Origin of the sequence: Nocardia sp. 852002-51101_SCH5132738, assembly GCF_001665695.1 — a bacterium.
Lineage (GTDB): Bacteria > Actinomycetota > Actinomycetes > Mycobacteriales > Mycobacteriaceae > Nocardia > Nocardia nova.
This window is the reverse complement of sequence record NZ_LZML01000051.1, coordinates 1-16,395: the sequence shown is the minus strand read 5'-3', so window position 1 is coordinate 16,395 and position 16,395 is coordinate 1. Positions and strand designations below refer to the sequence as shown.

Annotated in this window: 15 protein-coding genes; 7 read left to right on the top strand and 8 right to left on the bottom strand. The window is 68.6% G+C overall.

The annotated features are described in order from the left end of the window. Nucleotides 1-44: 44 nt before the first annotated feature. The 3 genes from A5789_RS08020 to A5789_RS08010 all read right to left on the bottom strand — a co-directional run bounded on the left by A5789_RS08020 (nucleotide 45) and on the right by A5789_RS08010 (nucleotide 3,292). Nucleotides 45-752 (bottom strand): cyclase family protein, encoded by a 708-nt coding sequence (locus A5789_RS08020; RefSeq protein WP_063010387.1) that lies wholly within the window; start codon nucleotides 750-752, stop codon nucleotides 45-47. A 103-nt stretch (nucleotides 753-855) separates the two neighbouring features. Then, on the bottom strand, nucleotides 856-2,073 hold the full coding sequence (locus tag A5789_RS08015) for a cytochrome P450 (protein ID WP_063010390.1): 1,218 nt from the start codon (nucleotides 2,071-2,073) through the stop codon (nucleotides 856-858). Nucleotides 2,074-2,083: 10 nt separating this feature from the next. Continuing rightward, complete coding sequence (locus tag A5789_RS08010; protein WP_051757032.1) at nucleotides 2,084-3,292, bottom strand: cytochrome P450; 1,209 nt, start codon at nucleotides 3,290-3,292, stop codon at nucleotides 2,084-2,086. 387 nt (nucleotides 3,293-3,679) lie between these two features. On the opposite strand from A5789_RS08010, the gene A5789_RS08005 reads away from it, so the two are divergent. After that, nucleotides 3,680-4,192, top strand: a complete 513-nt coding sequence (locus tag A5789_RS08005) for a DUF664 domain-containing protein (protein WP_064902238.1) — start codon at nucleotides 3,680-3,682, stop codon at nucleotides 4,190-4,192. On the opposite strand, the gene A5789_RS08000 is transcribed toward A5789_RS08005, so the two are convergent. Beyond that, nucleotides 4,189-6,801, bottom strand: a complete 2,613-nt coding sequence (locus tag A5789_RS08000; protein ID WP_227462822.1) for a cytochrome P450 — start codon at nucleotides 6,799-6,801, stop codon at nucleotides 4,189-4,191. The two genes, A5789_RS08005 and A5789_RS08000, sit on opposite strands and share 4 nt — an antisense overlap. A 65-nt stretch (nucleotides 6,802-6,866) precedes the next feature. On the opposite strand from A5789_RS08000, the gene A5789_RS07995 reads away from it, so the two are divergent. Then, the gene (locus A5789_RS07995) at nucleotides 6,867-8,144 is read left to right on the top strand and encodes a glycosyltransferase (RefSeq protein WP_064902237.1); all 1,278 of its coding nucleotides are present in this window, start codon (nucleotides 6,867-6,869) and stop codon (nucleotides 8,142-8,144) included. A 2-nt stretch (nucleotides 8,145-8,146) separates the two neighbouring features. Then, nucleotides 8,147-8,899 (top strand): ABC transporter permease, encoded by a 753-nt coding sequence (locus tag A5789_RS07990; protein ID WP_030517969.1) that lies wholly within the window; start codon nucleotides 8,147-8,149, stop codon nucleotides 8,897-8,899. Between the two features lie 14 nt (nucleotides 8,900-8,913). Here A5789_RS07990 and A5789_RS07985 read toward each other — a convergent pair whose 3' ends face one another. Further along, the gene (locus A5789_RS07985) at nucleotides 8,914-9,516 is read right to left on the bottom strand and encodes a TetR/AcrR family transcriptional regulator (RefSeq protein ID WP_064902236.1); all 603 of its coding nucleotides are present in this window, start codon (nucleotides 9,514-9,516) and stop codon (nucleotides 8,914-8,916) included. An 89-nt stretch (nucleotides 9,517-9,605) separates the two neighbouring features. Here A5789_RS07985 and A5789_RS07980 point away from each other — a divergent pair, with 89 nt between their 5' ends. Further along, nucleotides 9,606-10,061: a DUF4345 domain-containing protein gene (locus tag A5789_RS07980; protein WP_064902235.1), complete on the top strand. Its 456-nt coding sequence runs from the start codon at nucleotides 9,606-9,608 to the stop codon at nucleotides 10,059-10,061. 20 nt (nucleotides 10,062-10,081) lie between these two features. On the opposite strand, the gene A5789_RS07975 is transcribed toward A5789_RS07980, so the two are convergent. After that, on the bottom strand, nucleotides 10,082-10,636 hold the full coding sequence (locus tag A5789_RS07975) for a GNAT family N-acetyltransferase (RefSeq protein WP_063010397.1): 555 nt from the start codon (nucleotides 10,634-10,636) through the stop codon (nucleotides 10,082-10,084). Between the two features lie 125 nt (nucleotides 10,637-10,761). After that, on the bottom strand, nucleotides 10,762-11,445 hold the full coding sequence (locus A5789_RS07970) for a hypothetical protein (protein ID WP_064902234.1): 684 nt from the start codon (nucleotides 11,443-11,445) through the stop codon (nucleotides 10,762-10,764). Nucleotides 11,446-11,684: 239 nt separating this feature from the next. On the opposite strand from A5789_RS07970, the gene A5789_RS07965 reads away from it, so the two are divergent. The 3 genes from A5789_RS07965 to A5789_RS07955 are packed head-to-tail and all read left to right on the top strand — an operon-like array spanning nucleotide 11,685 to nucleotide 15,868. Then, nucleotides 11,685-12,389, top strand: a complete 705-nt coding sequence (locus A5789_RS07965; RefSeq protein WP_062963626.1) for a response regulator transcription factor — start codon at nucleotides 11,685-11,687, stop codon at nucleotides 12,387-12,389. Then, complete coding sequence (locus A5789_RS07960) at nucleotides 12,367-13,959, top strand: HAMP domain-containing sensor histidine kinase (protein ID WP_064902233.1); 1,593 nt, start codon at nucleotides 12,367-12,369, stop codon at nucleotides 13,957-13,959. Before A5789_RS07965 ends, A5789_RS07960 begins: the two co-directional genes overlap by 23 nt. Nucleotides 13,960-13,969: 10 nt before the next feature. Beyond that, nucleotides 13,970-15,868 (top strand): glycosyltransferase family 39 protein, encoded by a 1,899-nt coding sequence (locus A5789_RS07955; RefSeq protein ID WP_064902232.1) that lies wholly within the window; start codon nucleotides 13,970-13,972, stop codon nucleotides 15,866-15,868. A gap of 128 nt (nucleotides 15,869-15,996) precedes the next feature. Here the strand turns inward: A5789_RS07955 and A5789_RS37695 are convergent. Continuing rightward, nucleotides 15,997-16,395, bottom strand: a 399-nt coding sequence (locus tag A5789_RS37695) for a hypothetical protein (protein WP_227462823.1), incomplete at its 5' end; no start/stop codon positions are given.

Genomic DNA, 16,395 nt, shown 5'->3' with positions numbered 1-16,395 from the left:
CCCGAGAAGCCGGGCGACTCGGGGCCGTGACCACCATCGGCTGTTCAGGATCCGATCAACGCGTATATCGACGCCGGTGATCCCGACCCGCCCTCGGTGACGAATCCGCCCACGACGACGGTGAAGTCCCGAGCCGGCAGATCCGCCAGGTGGGCGAGGATTTCGAGGCTGAGGCGGTGTTCGCGGTACAACAGCTTCGATACCCGATAGCTGTCGTCGGTGCCGATATCGGGGCTGAAGGCGTCGGTGCCGAGGGCGCCGCGCCGGCCGAGTACGCCGTGGTCGAGCAGCCAGTGCACCGCCGCCACCGAGAACCCGGGGTGATGCATGCGGCCCTGCGCATCGACCGACGCGAAAGCGTCGGTGCCCCAGTATCTTTCCCAGCCGGTGCGCAGGAGGACAGCGGCCTCGGCGGGGAAGGGGCCGTGCCGTTGCTGCCATTCGAGCAGATCGTCGACCGTCACCGCGTAATCGCGATCGTGTTCGGCCCGCGCGCTGATATCGATCCGGACGCCGGGCAGGACGAAATCCTCGGGATCGAGCCGATCGGCCGTCGCCGCACCGGCGGTGAAGTGGGCCGGTGCGCCCCAATGGGTTCCGGTGTGTTCGCCGACGGTGACCGCCTGCAGGTGGAAGCCGTGGTCGTCGAGTGTGGCGATGGTGTCGATCCGCGGCGCGGGATCGCCGGGGAACACCGATACGACCTCGGCGGACAGTGGATGCGACAGGTTCCGCACGTCCGAATACGCCATCGGTTCGCCTCCCGGTGTGGCACTGCCCGGTCCTACGCCGCCCGCACGAGATCCCACAGTAGGCGGTTCCGCGCCGACGAGCGCCGGCGCGGAACCGGCCGAACTATCGCAGGTATACCGGAACCGAGATGTGCCCGTTGGAGATGAAACTGCCCAGCGGCTTCAGCTCGGACGGATCGACCGCGAGCCGCAGATCCGGGAAGCGTTCGAAGAGCGCCGGCAGCGCGATCGCGGCCTCCATCCGTGCCAGGGGAGCGCCCAGGCAGTGGTGCGCACCGTGGCCGAAGGCGAGGTGCTCCTTGTTCGCCCGATGGACGTCGAACTCGGCGGTGGTCTCGCCGTGCACCTTCGGATCGCGGCACGCCGCACCGTAGGAGGCGAGAATCGCCTCACCCTTCGGAATCCGGATCTCGCCGACCTCGATGTCCTCGACGGCATAGCGCAACGGCAGATGCGCGACCGGCGCCTGGTAGCGCAGCGTCTCCTCCACCAGCTCCGCCCACGGCACCCGGCCCTCGATCACATCGGCGCGTTGCTCCGGGTGGGTGAGCAGTGCCACGATGGCCTGATCGATCAGGTTGAGCGTGGTCTCGTGGCCGGCGTTGATCACCAGCATCAGGGTGTCGACGAGTTCGGTCTCCGAGAGCTGGGCGCCGTCCTCGTTGCGGGTCGCGATCAGCACACTGGTGATGTCGTCGCCCGGGTTCTCCCGACGGAACGCCACCAATTCACCGATCAGCCGGCCCATTTCGATGAAGTTCGCCTGCGCCTGCTCCGGTGTGAACGAGGTGTCGAAGAAGCCGTCGACACAGGCGTGGATGGCCGAGTCCAGATGATCGGGCACCCCCAGCAGTTCGCTGATCACCCGGATCGGCACCGGGTAGGCGTAGTTCGGGCGCAGGTCCACGATCTCCCCGGGCGCGGTCGCGCTCAACCGCTCGAGCAGATCCGCCACGATCGCCTCGATCCGCGGGCGCATCGCGGTGGTGCGCCGGTGCGTGAACGCCGGCGCGACCAGTTTGCGCAGTCGCCGATGCTCGGTGCCGTAGGCGGTGAACATGTTCTGCGCCGCCACCCACGGTTGCAGCGGCCACGACTCGTTGATGTCACCGTTGATATAGGCCGACCAGTGCCGGCGCGGATCCTTGGACACGCGCGGATCCGACAGCAGATTCTTCAACACGACCGCATCGGTCACCGACCAGGCCGGCACCCCGCCCGGCAACTCCACCAGCGCCACGGGACCGCGTTCCCGGATGCGCTCGTTCTCGGCGTGGATATCGGCGCCGGTCAGATCGAGCACCAGTGGTTCCTGCTTCATCGGAAGCTCCTTACAGCAAATTCAACGGAGGAGATGCGGGGAAGGTGACCGGTAGCGCTGCCATCGCACGGTGGAACGGGCCGGGGCGCCAGGTGATTTCGCTCGGCTCGATGGCCAGGCGCATCTCCGGCAGCGCGTCGAGCAGCTGGTCGATCGCGTCCTGCACCACCAGGTAGGCCACCGAACGGGCCGGGCAGGCGTGCGGTCCGGCGCTCCAGGCCAGATGCGAGCGGTTGCCGGTGCGGTCGCCGCCGGCGATGACCGGATCGTTGTTGCACGCGGACAGGCTGATGACCACCGGCTGATGCGCGGGCAGCCAGGCGTTGTCGATCAGGATGGGCTGGCGCGGATAGCTGATCGAGAAGTTCGCCATCGGCGGATCCTTGAACAACACCTCGTCCAGCGCGTCGCGGGTGGAGAGGCTGCCGCCGAGCATGCCGCCGCCGAACCGGTCGTCGGTGATCATCAGCAGCAGGGTGTTGGCGATCAGGTTCTGCTGGGGCTCGATGCCGGCGCCGTAGAAGCTGATCAGGTTGTAGAGCATCTCCTCGTCGCTGAGGTTGGCCGGGTGGTGGGCCAGCCGCGAGGTGACGTCGTCGCCGGGTTCGGCGCGGCGCAGGTGGATCAGCTCCATCAGCGCCTGGCTCAGATGTTCCATACCCCAGGCCGCGTTCACGGTGTCGAACAGCGCCGCCATACCGGTGGCCACGCGCTGACCCAGCTCGGCCGAACATCCCACCATGCGATTCAGCGATTCGAAGACCAGCGGGAAGGCATACTGCGACACCAGATCCGCCGATCCGGCCTCACAGAAGCTGTTGATCAGCGGGATCGCGATCTTCTCCACCGTGCTGTGCAGCGCGTGCAGGTCGATACCGTCGACGGCCGCCGTATAGGCCTGCCGGTAGCGCAGGTGGACGTTGCCCGCGTTGCGCAGCGCGTTCGGATACCACTGCATCATCGGCCGCACCGGGCAGTCCTCGGGAATCGTGTCCTGCCACGCCCGCGGGTCGGCGGGGAAGTGCTCGGGATCGTTGAGGATCCGCAACGCGGTGTGGTAGCCGATCACCAGCGTGGCCGGGACGCCGGGGGACAACTCGATCGGGACCAGCGAACCGTAGCGCCGGCGCATCTCCCGATACTTGGCGTGCGGATCGGCGGCGAATTCCGGTGTGTCCAGCAGGATCCGGGGGCCGTCGGTGTCGACCGGGGAACCCATGTGCTGGACCGGGCAGGTGGCGGGACCGCCCGCGCCGGGCAGTGCGGACAGTGCAGAACGTGGTGTGGTCAAAAGATGTGACTCCAGAGAATGAACTGTCGAGCGCGACGAAGAATTCCGCTGTCGGTATGGTCCTACCTGTCGGTATGGTCCTACAGCGTCACCCCACATCTGTTGTAGGACAAGAGGCTTGGTTAGCCGCCCGGCCGGACATCCGTAACCGGACTGTCGACCAGGGTAGCAGGAACGTGCCGAACTCTCTGTCCGTCTTCCACTCTCGGTTCGCCGGGGCGGACCGGGCCGGTGAACCACGGTGAAACACCTTGTGAGCGGGCATATTCACACCGGTTCCACCGAACTGTCGGTGTGATGTGCTTGCATACCAGCATGACGAGCACCGATCTGCTGGTAGACGCCTTCGGACGGATCAAGGAGAACGTGCACGGCGCGGTCGCCGGGCTCACCCAGGAGGAACTGGCCGCGCGGCTGGATCCGGGGGCCAATTCCATCGCCTGGCTGATCTGGCATCTGACCCGCGTGCAGGACGACCATGTCGCCGACGTGGCCGGCACCGAACAGGTGTGGACGGCGGCCGGCTGGGCTCGCCGCTTCGATCTGCCCTTCGACGGATCAGCGACCGGATACGGCGATGGTCCGGACGCGGTGGCGGCCCTCGACGGTGTTCCGGCCGAGTCGCTGCTGGGCTATCACGACGCCGTCCACGACCGCACCGTCGAGTACGTCCGCACCCTCACCGACGCCGACCTGCCGCGGATCGTCGACACCCGCTGGGATCCGCCGGTGACCCTCGGCGTGCGGCTGATCAGCGTGGTCGACGACGACATCCAGCATTCCGGGCAGGCGGCGTTCATCCGCGGGGTGCTGCTGCGCCGTCGCTAACGCCGGTGCAGGGTCACCGGAATCGCGGAGGGTGAGAGGACGAAGTCGCGGTTCGAGGCTCGCACGACGTAGGCCGGATCCGGCTCGGGTCGCCACCGGGCCAGCAGTGCCGCCGAGGCCAGCGTGATCTCCAGCAGCGCGAAATGATCGCCCAGGCAGCGCCGGCGACCGACGCCGAAGGACAGGTTCGCCTGCTTGTCGATCTCGCCGGTGCGGTCCGGCGACCAGCGGTCGGGATCGAAGGCCTCGGGATTCGGGAAGTGGCGCGGGTCGTGCTGGACCAGATACGGGCTGAACATGATGGCGGTGCCGTCGGGAATGGTGAGTCCACCGACGGTCACCGGCCCCGACGCGTTACCGGCGCTGATCCACGGCCCCCAGAACCGAAGAGTCTCCGAGACAACCTGTTTCAGGTAGGTGAGCTCGGCGATATGCTCCGCGCGCACCGGGCCGGCGCCCACCACCTCGTCGAGTTCGGCACGTATCCGCTCAGCGATATCGGGGCGCCGCATCACCTCGTGCCACAGCCAGCCGGTGAGCGAGGCCATCGACCCCACCCCACCGGCCAGCATCAGGATGGCCTCGTCGATGATGTGCTCGTCCGACAGTCGCGCGCCGGTCTCGGGATCGGTATGGCGGATCAACGCCGACACCACGTCGTTGAAATCCTCGTCGCGGCGGCGGTACTCGGCGATCGCGGCGCCGATCGCGGCACGCAGATGGTGTGCCTTGCGTTGCCAGCGTCGATTCGCGATCACCCGGAGGCGGCGGATCTGCGGCGGCAGCGCGGTGCGCAGAATGACCTGGCTCAGCAGCCACGGCACGTTGTCGCGAATCCGGCGGCGGGCCGTCTCGCTGAATTCGGCGGTGAACAACGTAGAGGACACCGTGTCGAGGATCAGTCCGTGCGCCTCGTCCATCAGGTCGACCCGGCCACCGGCGGGCAGTGCGGCCGACCAGGTATCGGCCAATCCGGCCGCGGTGACCGTATATTCGGCGAGCCGGCTCTGCCGCAGCGCGGGCGCGATCATGCGCCGGCGCAGTTTGTGTTCGGCGCCGCGCAGCACGTTCACCGAACCGCCCGCCACATCGGCGATCGCTTCCCGCAGGTCGTCGCGATTCAGTTCCGCGTCGCCGAGGCCGACCTCGCGTACCAGCTCAGGAGTGGTGAGCACATAGCCGGTTTTGCGGCCGAACCGGATGCGCACGATCGGGCCGAGGTCGGCGAGCGAGGTCACGAAACCCGGTGCGTCGCGCAGCGCGCGCAGGCTGTGGCCGATCAACGGCAGGGCGCCGGGCGCGGTGGGGACATCGGAGAGTCGTCGCGGCACCGGCGGCTGCGCGGCGGGCTCGGTATCGGCCCGTGCCTGCCGGTAGACCTCGACGATCGCGCCGATGCGGCCGGATTGTCGCACCGAATCCCGATGCCCGGCCATCTCGGCGCGCATCGCGAGCAGCTCGGCGCGATCTGTCGCCAGCCGGGCGATCACATCCGCCAGTGCTGCGGGGGAGGTGTCGTCGGCGCGCAGACCGCCGCCCGCCGGGATGGATTCGGCCAGGTCCGGATCGCAGTACAGTACGGGCAGCCCGGTGGCGATCGCCTCCAGCAGCACCATGCCTTGGGTGTCGAAACCCCACGACGGAAACAGCAGGGCGTCCGCTGCGGCCATGGCGTCGAGGCATTGCTCCTGAGAAACCCTGCCGTGCAGAGTGATTCGGTCCGCGAGGCCGTATTCGGCGACCACCGCGGCGGCGCGATCGAACAGTTCACCCTCGCCGTACACGTCGAGGGTGCAGTCGGGGACGCGGCGCACCGCGTCGATCGATTCGAGCAGTCGCTTCTCCGCGGAGAGCCGGCCGCACCAGATCAACCGCAGCGGGCCGTCGGCGTCGCGCTCGACCGGGCGCCGGTTGTCGACGAGTGTGTCGTCGACGCCGTTGGACACGACCCGGATCGGCCGGGTGAGGCCGTGGCCGAGCAGCAGATCGGCGAAATGGCGGGTCGGTGCGATGACCCGGTCGGCGGCCTGCCCCTGACCCACGATGGTGTGCCACGCATGGCGGGCGGCCCGGCTCTGCGCGCCACGCGGCATCCGTGCGGGGTGGTTGACGAAGCGGCCGTGCAGGATTCGCAGCGCCAGCGCGGAGAGGTAGGGCGCCGGTGCGGTGTGCTCGATGAAGGCGTCGTCGCGGCTCTGTGCGGTGTGTACGAGCGGAATCCGGTGCCGCCGTGCGGCTTTCATTCCCGAGATGGCGACCCCGTAGGTGGTGTGGGTGTGGACCAGATCGACCGGGCCGCGGGCGGCGAAGGCGGCATCGATCAGTGCGGCGTTGCGTGCGGTGGGCAGCACCATCGGGAAGCCGTTCACCACCGCGCCGGCCAGCGGAGCCAGTTCGATCACCCCGTCGTCGGCTTCCGTAGCCGGGGACGGAGTGCCCGACAGTGGCGCCACGAACAGTGTCACCCGGTGCCCGGCGCGTTCGAGGCCGCGGCGCAGTGCCGCCACCGCGGTCTGCACCCCGCCCAGCGTCGCCGGGTGATAGTCCATGAACATGGCGATGTGCACGCCGGGCACGTTACCCACGCGCCCGTTGGTTCGATATCCCATAGTGTCCCCATCGGGTTTCTCGGCCGAAAGTGTTGCGCTCTCGGGAAAAGGGGAGATAACTCGACATGAGAATCGCCATTCCGCTGACCGGCACCCGCGGCGACGTGCAACCGGTGCTGGCCCTGGGGCTGGAATTGCGGCGCCGCGGCCACGACGTGGTGCTGGGCGCGCCGCCGAATCTGGTCGATTTCGCCTCCGCAGCCGGGCTCGCCGCGCGCGCCTGCGGGCCCGATGTGCAGCAGCTCTACAGCTCGGAGGCAGGGCAGCGCGCCCTCGCCGCGGGCAATACGTTGCGGCTGATGCAGCTGGTCGCCCAACAGATGGCCGACTATGCCGATCGGATGAACCGCGAGGTGGTCGAGGTGTGCGCGGGCGCCCACCTGATCGTGGCCAGCACCGTCACCGAGGACCGCGCGTGCTCGGTCGCCGAGGCGATGGATGTGCCGCTGGTGAGCCTGCACTACTACCCGGCCCGGGCGAACGGGGCCTATCCGTTTCCGGGCGCGCTGCCGGCGAGCTGGGCGCCGCCCGCTCCGGTGAATCGCGCGACGTGGGCGGTGGCGGAGAACCTGCGGCGGATCGTGTTCATGCGCTATCTGAACGATCTGCGCGGCATGCTCGGGTTGCCGAAATCGCGGGCGAGTATCGCGGCGGTGCTGGCCCGGCGGCGGGTCCCCGAGGTGCAGATCTACGATCCGGCACTGGTGCCCGGGCTGCCGGCGCAGTGGGACGGCCGGCGCCCGTTCACCGGCTTCCTGACGCTGGATCAGCAGACCCGGCACGCGGTGGGCGAACTCGGCGACGACCACACCGACATCCTGTCCTGGGTGCGGGCGGGGGAGGCGCCGGTGTTCTTCGGATTCGGCAGTATGCCGATCAGCGATCCCACCGCCGTCCTGGCCATGGTCGGTGAGGTGTCGCGGCGACTCGGGGTGCGAGCATTGGTGAGCGCGGGCTGGAGTGGTATGGAAACCGCTCGTACCCAGGGTGATTCGAGGGTGAAAGTGGTCGGCCCATTCGCCTACGACCTCGTGTTCCCGCACTGCGCGGCCGCGGTGCATCACGGCGGGATAGGCACGTTGTTCGAAAGTCTGCGGGCCGGTCTGCCGACACTGGTGTGTTCGGTGTCGTTCGAACAGCCGATGTGGGGCGGGCAGGTGGATCGGCTCGGGCTCGGCGCACACCTGCGTTTCACCGAGCTCACCACCGAACGACTCGTTCGCGGCGTGACCACGCTGCTGGAACCCGAACGTCGCGCCCGCGCACGGCAATTCGCGGCTACCCTGCGCACCGAGGGCGCCGCCGCCCATGCCGCCGATATCGTCGAGGCGGCAGCCCGGTGAGGATGATCGCCGCGGATTCGGCGGTGATGTTCCGCCGGTGCGCCCGGCACACCCTGCGCAGTCCGGACACGCTGATCATCTCGCTGCTCATGCCGATCCTGGTGATGCTGCTGTTCACCTACGTCTTCGGCGGCGCGATCGACGTCGGTGGTTCCTACCTCGACTACGTCGTGCCCGGAATCATGCTGTTGTGTACGGGTTTCGGTGCGTCGATCACCGCGACCGCGGTCTCGGCGGATATGACCCGGGGCAGTATCGACCGATTCCGGACGCTGCCGATGTTCAGGCAGGCGATCCTGGCCGGACACGTCGGGGAGGGGGTGGCGCGCAATCTCGCCGCCATCGCGATCGCGGTGACCGTGGCCGTCCTACTCGGCTATCGCCCGCGGGCGGACGTACTCGGCTGGCTGGGGGCGCTGGCCATGATCGTGCTGTTCGTGGTGGCGATCTGCTGGATCGCGGTCGCGCTCGGGCTGGTGGCGAAGAATCCCGAGGCGGCCGGCGGGATGACCTACGCGATCATGTTCATTCCCTACATCAGCAGCGCGTTCGTACAGACCTCCACCATGCCCGCCTGGCTGCGCGGCTTCGCCGCCTACCAGCCCGCCACGCCCGTGGTGGATACCGTGCGCGGTCTGCTGAATTCGAGCGGAACCGGCGCAAGCGCGGCACTGGCCCTGGTCTGGTGTGCGGGGCTCGGGGTGCTCGGTTTCGGCGCGGCCAGCGCGGTGTTCGATCGGCTCTCCCGGCGATAGCGGACCACGACGTCTCACCGCCGCGGCGGCGCGGTCAGATCGAGCTGGGCACCCGCGGTGGCGTCCAGGGTCGCCATGCACATCCGTAACACTTCGTCACGCGAAATGCGCTGATGGGCAAGCCATTCGATGGCGACCTCGCGAATGAAGGCGATCCATCCGCTCAGCGCCGCGGCCGCAACCTCTCGGGTGTGCCCCGTGGCGCCACACGCGTCGAGGACGCGCTCGCACAGGGCATTCAGGTCCTCGACCACCGGTCCACGCACCGCCGGATCGGTGGCCGGCGCGGTGCGGTTCGCGATGAGAACCAGCGGAACGTGGGCGCGATAGAAATCCAGATGCGCCACCAGGCTCCGATAGACGGCGGTGCGAACCGGCTCCTCGGGGTCGATGCGCAGTTCGGCGAGCAGTCGATCGTGAGCGCGCTTCCAGATGGCCGCGAAGAACTCGCCCTTGGTGGGGAAGTAGTGGTACATCAGGGCGCGGGAGGCGCCGGCGTGGGCGGCGATGTCCTCCATCGCGACCTCGTCGAACGAGCGTTCGCCGAACAATCGCGCGCCCACGTCCATCAATTCGTCGCGGCGCTGCTCGGGGGTGAGGCGGCGTCGGCTCGGCATCTGCTCATCGTAGGCGTGCGGTGGTTGACGTGAGCGGCGGCAGCGGCCTACCGTGGAGCTTATTCAACAACTGTCTAATAGGGGTCGGCATGCGACGAGTGCTGCAGATCTGGCTACTGGTGTTCGGGCTGGTGTGTGCGGGAATTGCGTTGGCGCACTTGTTCTTCGGTACCGCCAGCGTCATCGGCGCGGGACCGGTGAACGCCACCATCGATTCCGATATGCGCTTCTACGCGGTCGTGTTCGGCGCTTACGGACTGGCCGTGGCGTGGTGTGCGCGCGATGTGGAGCACCGAGGGCCGGCGATCAACGCGCTCGGCGCCGTTTTCTTCGCCGGCGGAATCGCCCGGCTGCTGGCATGGGTGGTGAGCGGGGAACCCAATTGGTTCTACGTGCTCATGACGCCGGTGGAACTGCTGATTCCGGTCCTGAACTACTTCCTGGTGCGGGCGGTGTGCGTCGACCGTGCGCCCCGCGACGGCAGTGCATCCGGCGTCGGCATCCTCGGCACAGCGCCCGCGCTGCGGCAGGGACGGATCGGATAGCGTGCGGCGGCTCGCGCGGCTCAGTGCGTGCTGCGATTGTCGCCCGCGAGACGGCCTCGCCTGATCAACGCCCGTTTGGCGCCCGGCGCGATCGGCGGCAGCGGTGCTTCCGAATCCCGTTCCGGCTCAGCGGGATTGGGTCGGACGAACAGGGTGACCGAGGCGGCCGGACTGAATCCGCTGCGGGTCATCAGGGTGGCCGAGGCGGTATTGCTCTGCTCCACGTCGGTCACGATGCGGCGCGCTCCCCGCGCGAACAACGCTTCCGAACAGATATCCACCAGTCGCCGCGCCAGCCCGCGCCCCTGCATATCCGGCGCCACCGCGACCCACTCCAGATATCCCCAGTCGTCCCGCAATTCGAATTCCATGGACCCGAGCACGAATCCCACCACCCGATCCGAATCCAATGCCACCCAGCAGGCGTTGTCCGCCGAATCCAAATGTTCGGCCACCGACGTCAACGACCACGAGGTGTAGGGCTTGACGCTGGTGTCGAACACTTCGTGACCCAGATCCAGCACCTGCCGCAAATGCCCCAGACCCATGGGCACGATCACCGCATCGCCATCCATCCGCCCAGTTTGCCAGAGGTGTGCCGACCGTCGGGCGTTGTGGATTCCGCCGGTGGGGCGCGTCGCGCCGCGCATGCGTGACGCGCCGCGAGTCGGCGGGCATGGACCCGCCGACGTTCCTGCGATCAGCCGTTGGGCTGATTCGGAGCACCGTCCATCGGCGGTGCCATCCCGGGTCCGCCGCCCTGTCCGGGCGCCGCGCCTCCCGGTCCGGGACCGTTCTGCCCCGGATCGCCGCCCTGCGCCATTCCGCCGAAGCGGCCCGACCGTCCGGTGCGACCACCCATCTGCCCGGATTCGGTGCCGCTCGTGATCGCCGTCGCGGTGGCGGTCCCGTTCGCCTCCGTGCCCTGAATGCGCACGGTGTCACCGACTTTCACCGCCGAATGCTGGGTGCCGCCGGAAATCGTGTAGGTCTGGGTGAAGTTGTCGGCGCTCTCGGCGGTGATCGAGGTGTCCGATACCGCGGTCACCGTGCCCATCTGAGTGATCTCGGTGGTGTAGCCGCCGTTGCCGTCGCTGATCACGAACTGGCCGTGCAGGCTCTGGCCGGTCATGCCCATACCGCCCGGGCCCGCGGTGTTGTGCCCGCCGCCCCAGCTGGTCCCGGCCCCGCCCGGACCACCGTGCGCACTGCCATCGGAATGTGTGGCCGCGTAGACGACGCCGCCCCCGGCCGCCGCGATCACCGCGGCGATACCGACCGCGGCCAGCGACTTCTTCGTCGACCAGGTGGCGGCCGGCCGGGTCTGCGGCGCGCCCCAGGTGTGTTCCGGCTCGGCCGGAGGCTGTGGGGTGGGCTCGGTCATCGCGTACTCCTTGTCGTCGAATGCGATCGCGGGCCGTCGATGCCGCGATCGCGTTGCTCGGTCAACCCTGCGGTGCGAAGCTGGGTCTGCGCTGTGGACTCGTTCGGTACCCGCTGTGGTGAACGCGCCGCGACCGCGGCACTCACAGCCGACCCCCAGACACGGCACAGCGGACACCTAGCCGCCGTTCCCAGACTGGGGTCATGACCACCACGAACACCCCGGCCGAGCGCGTCGTGATGCGCCGCGCGGACGGCAGCCCCGTGACCGTCCTCGTCGTCGACGACGAACCGGTGCTCGCGGAAATGGTGTCGATGGCGTTGCGCTACGAAGGGTGGCAGGTCGTCACCGCCGCCGACGGCCGCACCGCGGTCACCGCGGCCCGCGAGAACCGCCCCGACGTGGTGGTTCTCGACGTGATGCTGCCGGATATGACCGGGCTCGAGGTGCTCGCGAAGCTGCGCCGCGATCTGCCGTATCTGCCGGTGCTGCTGCTGACCGCGAAGGATTCGGTCGAGGATCGCATCGCCGGGCTCACCGCCGGCGGCGACGACTACGTCACCAAACCGTTCAGCATCGAGGAGGTGGTCCTGCGCCTGCGCGCACTGCTGCGCCGCACCGGCATCACCACCGTCGACAACGACGCTCAGATCGTGGTGGGCGATCTGATGCTCGACGAGGACAGCCACGAGGTGACGCGCGCGGGCGAGCCGATCACGCTGACGTCCACGGAGTTCGAACTGCTGCGCTATTTCATGCGCAATCCCCGTCGCGTGCTGAGCAAGGCGCAGATTCTGGATCGGGTCTGGAGCTACGACTTCGGCGGCCGCTCCAACATCGTCGAGCTCTATGTCTCCTATCTGCGCAAGAAGATCGACAGCGGTCGCGAACCGATGATCCACACCCTGCGCGGCGCCGGATATGTCCTCAAACCCGCCGGCTGAGGCCCCGGCGAGCGAGCCGCGGTCTCGCCGTCGGTGGTCGGCGCGTGGTTGGTCGTTGCGCGCGCGACTGCTGGTCGGACAGTTGCTGTTGCTGGTGGTCGTGGTCGTGGGTATCGGCGCCGCAACGGAATTCGCGCTGCAGCAGTTTCTCGTGCATCAGCTCGACACCGAGTTGGTCGATGTGCAGAAGCGTTCCCTCGGCGAGGCCGGCGGTGGGCCGAGTCTCGGGCCGCCACCCGGCGATCCGGACCACGGCTATCGGCCGCCGCCGAACCACGGCGGTCCCGGGCCGGATTTCCTGGACCGGCGCGGCATTCAAGCCGATACCGTCGGCGCCAGTATCGACGGCGCCGACGTCACCGCCGCCAAGATCGATGCCGACGGGACCCAGACCAGTTTGTCCGCGGCCGCCCGGCAGCAGTTGGCCCGGGTGGCGTCGGACGGCGATCCGGTGACCGTCGACCTCGACGGGCAGGGCTCCTATCGCGTGGTCGCGAATTCGACCTGGTCGGGTGCCACGGTGGTGACCGGTATGCCGTTGACCGCGGTTCACGCCACGCTGATGCGGGTCCTGCTGATCCTGGTGGTGGTCACCGCAGTGGTGCTCGTCGTCGCGATCACCGTGGGCATCTGGGTGATCCGCCGCGCGCTGGCACCGCTGGACCGAGTGGCCGCCACGGCCTCCCGGGTGGCCGATCTGCAGCTCGATCGCGGCGAAGTGGCGTTACCGGTGCGGGTTCCGGCCGACGACGCCGATCCGCGTACCGAGGTCGGACAGCTCGGTTCCGCGGTCAACCGCATGCTCGATCACATCGACAGCGCGCTGTCGGCCCGCCATGCCAGTGAGACGCGGGTGCGGCAGTTCCTCGCCGACGCCAGTCACGAACTGCGCACCCCGCTGGCCGCGATTCGCGGCTATGCCGAACTGGCCCAACGGAAACGGGCCGAGGTGCCCGGCGACGTCGCCAACGCGATGAACCGAGTGGATTCGGAATCGCGGCGGATGACGGCGCTGGTCGAGGACATGCTGCTGCTGGCCCGGCTCGATTCCGGGCGCGGCCTCGAACACGAGCCGGTGGATCTGACCCGGTTGACCGTCGACGCCGTCAGCGACGCCCACATCGCGGGCCCGGACCACCGGTGGAATCTGGATCTGCCCGGCGAACCGGTCGTCGTCACCGGTGATGCGGCGCGACTGCACCAGGTGCTGGCCAACCTGCTCGCCAACGCGCGGGTGCATACGGGCCCCGGCACCACGGTCACGGTCTCGCTGGAACGCGACGGCGCCGGCCGCGCGATCTGGCAGGTCGCCGACAACGGTCCCGGTATTCCCGCCGCACTGCAGCCGGAAGTGTTCGAACGCTTCGCGCGCGGCGATTCCTCGCGCTCGCGGCGGGCCGGAAGCAGCGGTCTGGGGCTGGCGATCGTCGCGGCGGTGGTGAAATCACACGGCGGCGCGATCAGCCTCGACAGTGCACCAGGACATACCGTTTTCACCGTCCGGCTGCCGGAGGAGACCTCACAGCGGGCACACAGCGAAGCCCAAGGCAGCAACCACCTCGGTCGATGACGATCGACATATGACGACGACTGTGCTGGAAACGCCCCCGGTCGCGGTGACCGAACCGCCGCCGCCGCGGACCGCGAGCCCGCGGTGGCGGCAGCTGTCGCTGGTGGCGCTGCTGGCGGCCACCGCGCTGCTGTACGTGTGGGACCTGGGTGCCGCCGGCTGGGCCAACGAGTTCTACGCCGCCGCCGTACAGGCCGGATCGCAGAGCTGGAAGGCGATGCTGTTCGGATCCAGCGACGCCGCCGACGCGATCACCGTGGACAAGACGCCCGGCGCGCTGTGGGTCATGGATATCTCCGCGCGGATCTTCGGCCTCAACTCGTGGAGTCTGCTGGTGCCGCAGGCGCTCGAGGGCGTCGCCGCCGTCGCCGTGCTGTACGCCGCGGTGCGCCGGGTCGCCGGGCACTGGCCGGGAGTTCTCGCCGGTGCCGTTCTGGCGCTCACACCGGCCGCGGCGCTGATGTTCCGCTTCGACAATCCGGATGCCCTGCTCGTGCTGTTGCTGACCGCCGCCGCCTACTGCGTGCTGCGATCCGTCGAAAAGGACAGCGCCGCGTGGTGGTTGCCGCTGGCCGGGGTGGCCGTCGGATTCGGATTCCTGGCGAAGATGATGCAGGCGTTCATCGTGCTGCCGGTTTTCGCGGTGGTGTATCTGCTTGCGGCCCAAGTTACTTGGAAAACGAGGATTATCCGCGCGGTGGCGGCTGTGCTCGCGATGGTGGTGTCCGCGGGCTGGTATCTGGCCGTGGTCGCGCTCTGGCCCGCCTCCTCGCGGCCCTTCATCGGCGGCTCACAGCACAACAGCGTGCTCGAATTGGCTTTGGGCTATAACGGTTTCGGGCGGCTCACCGGTGACGAGGTGGGCGGTCTGGGCAATATGAACTACGACGTCGGCTGGGCGCGACTGTTCGGCTCCGAGATGGGTGGTCAGATCTCCTGGCTGATCCCGGCGGCGCTGATCATCGGCGTCGCCGGTCTCTGGCTCACTCGTTGCGCGCCCCGCACCGATCCGACGCGGGCAGCGCTGGTGCTGTGGCTGGGCTGGCTGATACTCACCGGCGGAATCTTCAGCTTCGCGAGCGGCATCCTGCACCCCTACTACACGGTGGCGCTGGCTCCGGCCACTGCGGGCAGTCTGGCGATCGGCGCCTGGCAATTGTGGTTGCGGCGCAACGACCTTCGAGCCGCGGCGGTGCTGTCGGGCACGCTGGTGGTGACCACCGTTCTCGCCTGCCTCCTGCTCGCGCGCACCAGCGATTGGAATCCGTGGCTGCGGCCCGTCGTCGCGGTGGTGGGTGTGGGTGCCGCGGCACTGCTGCTGGTGGTCTCCCGATTGCCGCGGGCACTGGGTGCGGCGGTGGTGGCCGTGGCGCTGGCCGCCGGCCTGGCGGGGCCGACCGCCTACGCGTTGGCGACCGCGTCGACTCCGCACACCGGAGCGATTCCGTCCGCCGGCCCGTCCAGCGGGCGCTTCCCAGGCGGGATGCCGCCCGGCGGCGGTCCCGGCGCGCATGCCGGTGGTCCGATGGGCGGCCTCCTCGGCGGTATTTCCGTCGGCTCGAATCTGTCTGCGGCACTGCGCGACAACGCCGCCGCCTACACCTGGGTAGCGGCCGCGGTCGGCTCCACCAGCGCCGCCGCCTACCAGCTCGCCACCGGCGACCCGGTCATGGCCGTCGGCGGTTTCAACGGCACCGACCCGTCACCGACCCTGTCCCAGTTCCAGGAGTACGTGGCCCAGCACAAGATCCACTACTTCATCGGCGGTGAAGGTATGGCGGGAATGCGCGGCGCCCCCAGCGGCGGCAGCCACGAGGCCTCCGACATCGCCCAGTGGGTAGCCGCGAACTTCACCGCCCGAACCATCGACGGAGTGACGGTCTACGACCTGACCACACCCGCCGAGTAGGGGCTGCATGCCGTGCCGCCAGGCGCGCAGAAGTGGCCGAATGGTTGGCTTGGCATCGCACCACCGATGCGGACTTCGCAACCGCTCAGCGGAAACTCGATCTACTTGCCAGCGAACCGGATCGCCGATCACGAGATGTGCCGGTTGGTGATGGTGGCCAGTAGGTAATCGAGCGGCAGCTCGATTGTGCCGTCGATGGTTTCGGCGTGTGCGGCTACGAAAGTGGTGAGGTCGGTGTGCAATCGGTCCCAGCGGCCCTCGTCGATCGAGAACTGCCGCTCGTGCATGACGTGGCCCGCGGTGCGGATGAGGAAATCCGCTCCGGCGCTGGGGGATTCGAAGCGCAGGGTGATGCGTTCCCGGGTACTGGTGGTGATGAGCATGCCGTGGGACTGCAGGAGTGTTGCGAGTGCGTCGGGGTCGCCCCAGCGGCTCGGTGGGGCACCGGCAGGGGGGGTGTCCCTATCTCCGCTGTCAAGCGATCCGGCCGGGATTTCTCTGATTTCGAGGCAGTGGAGGGCCATCGA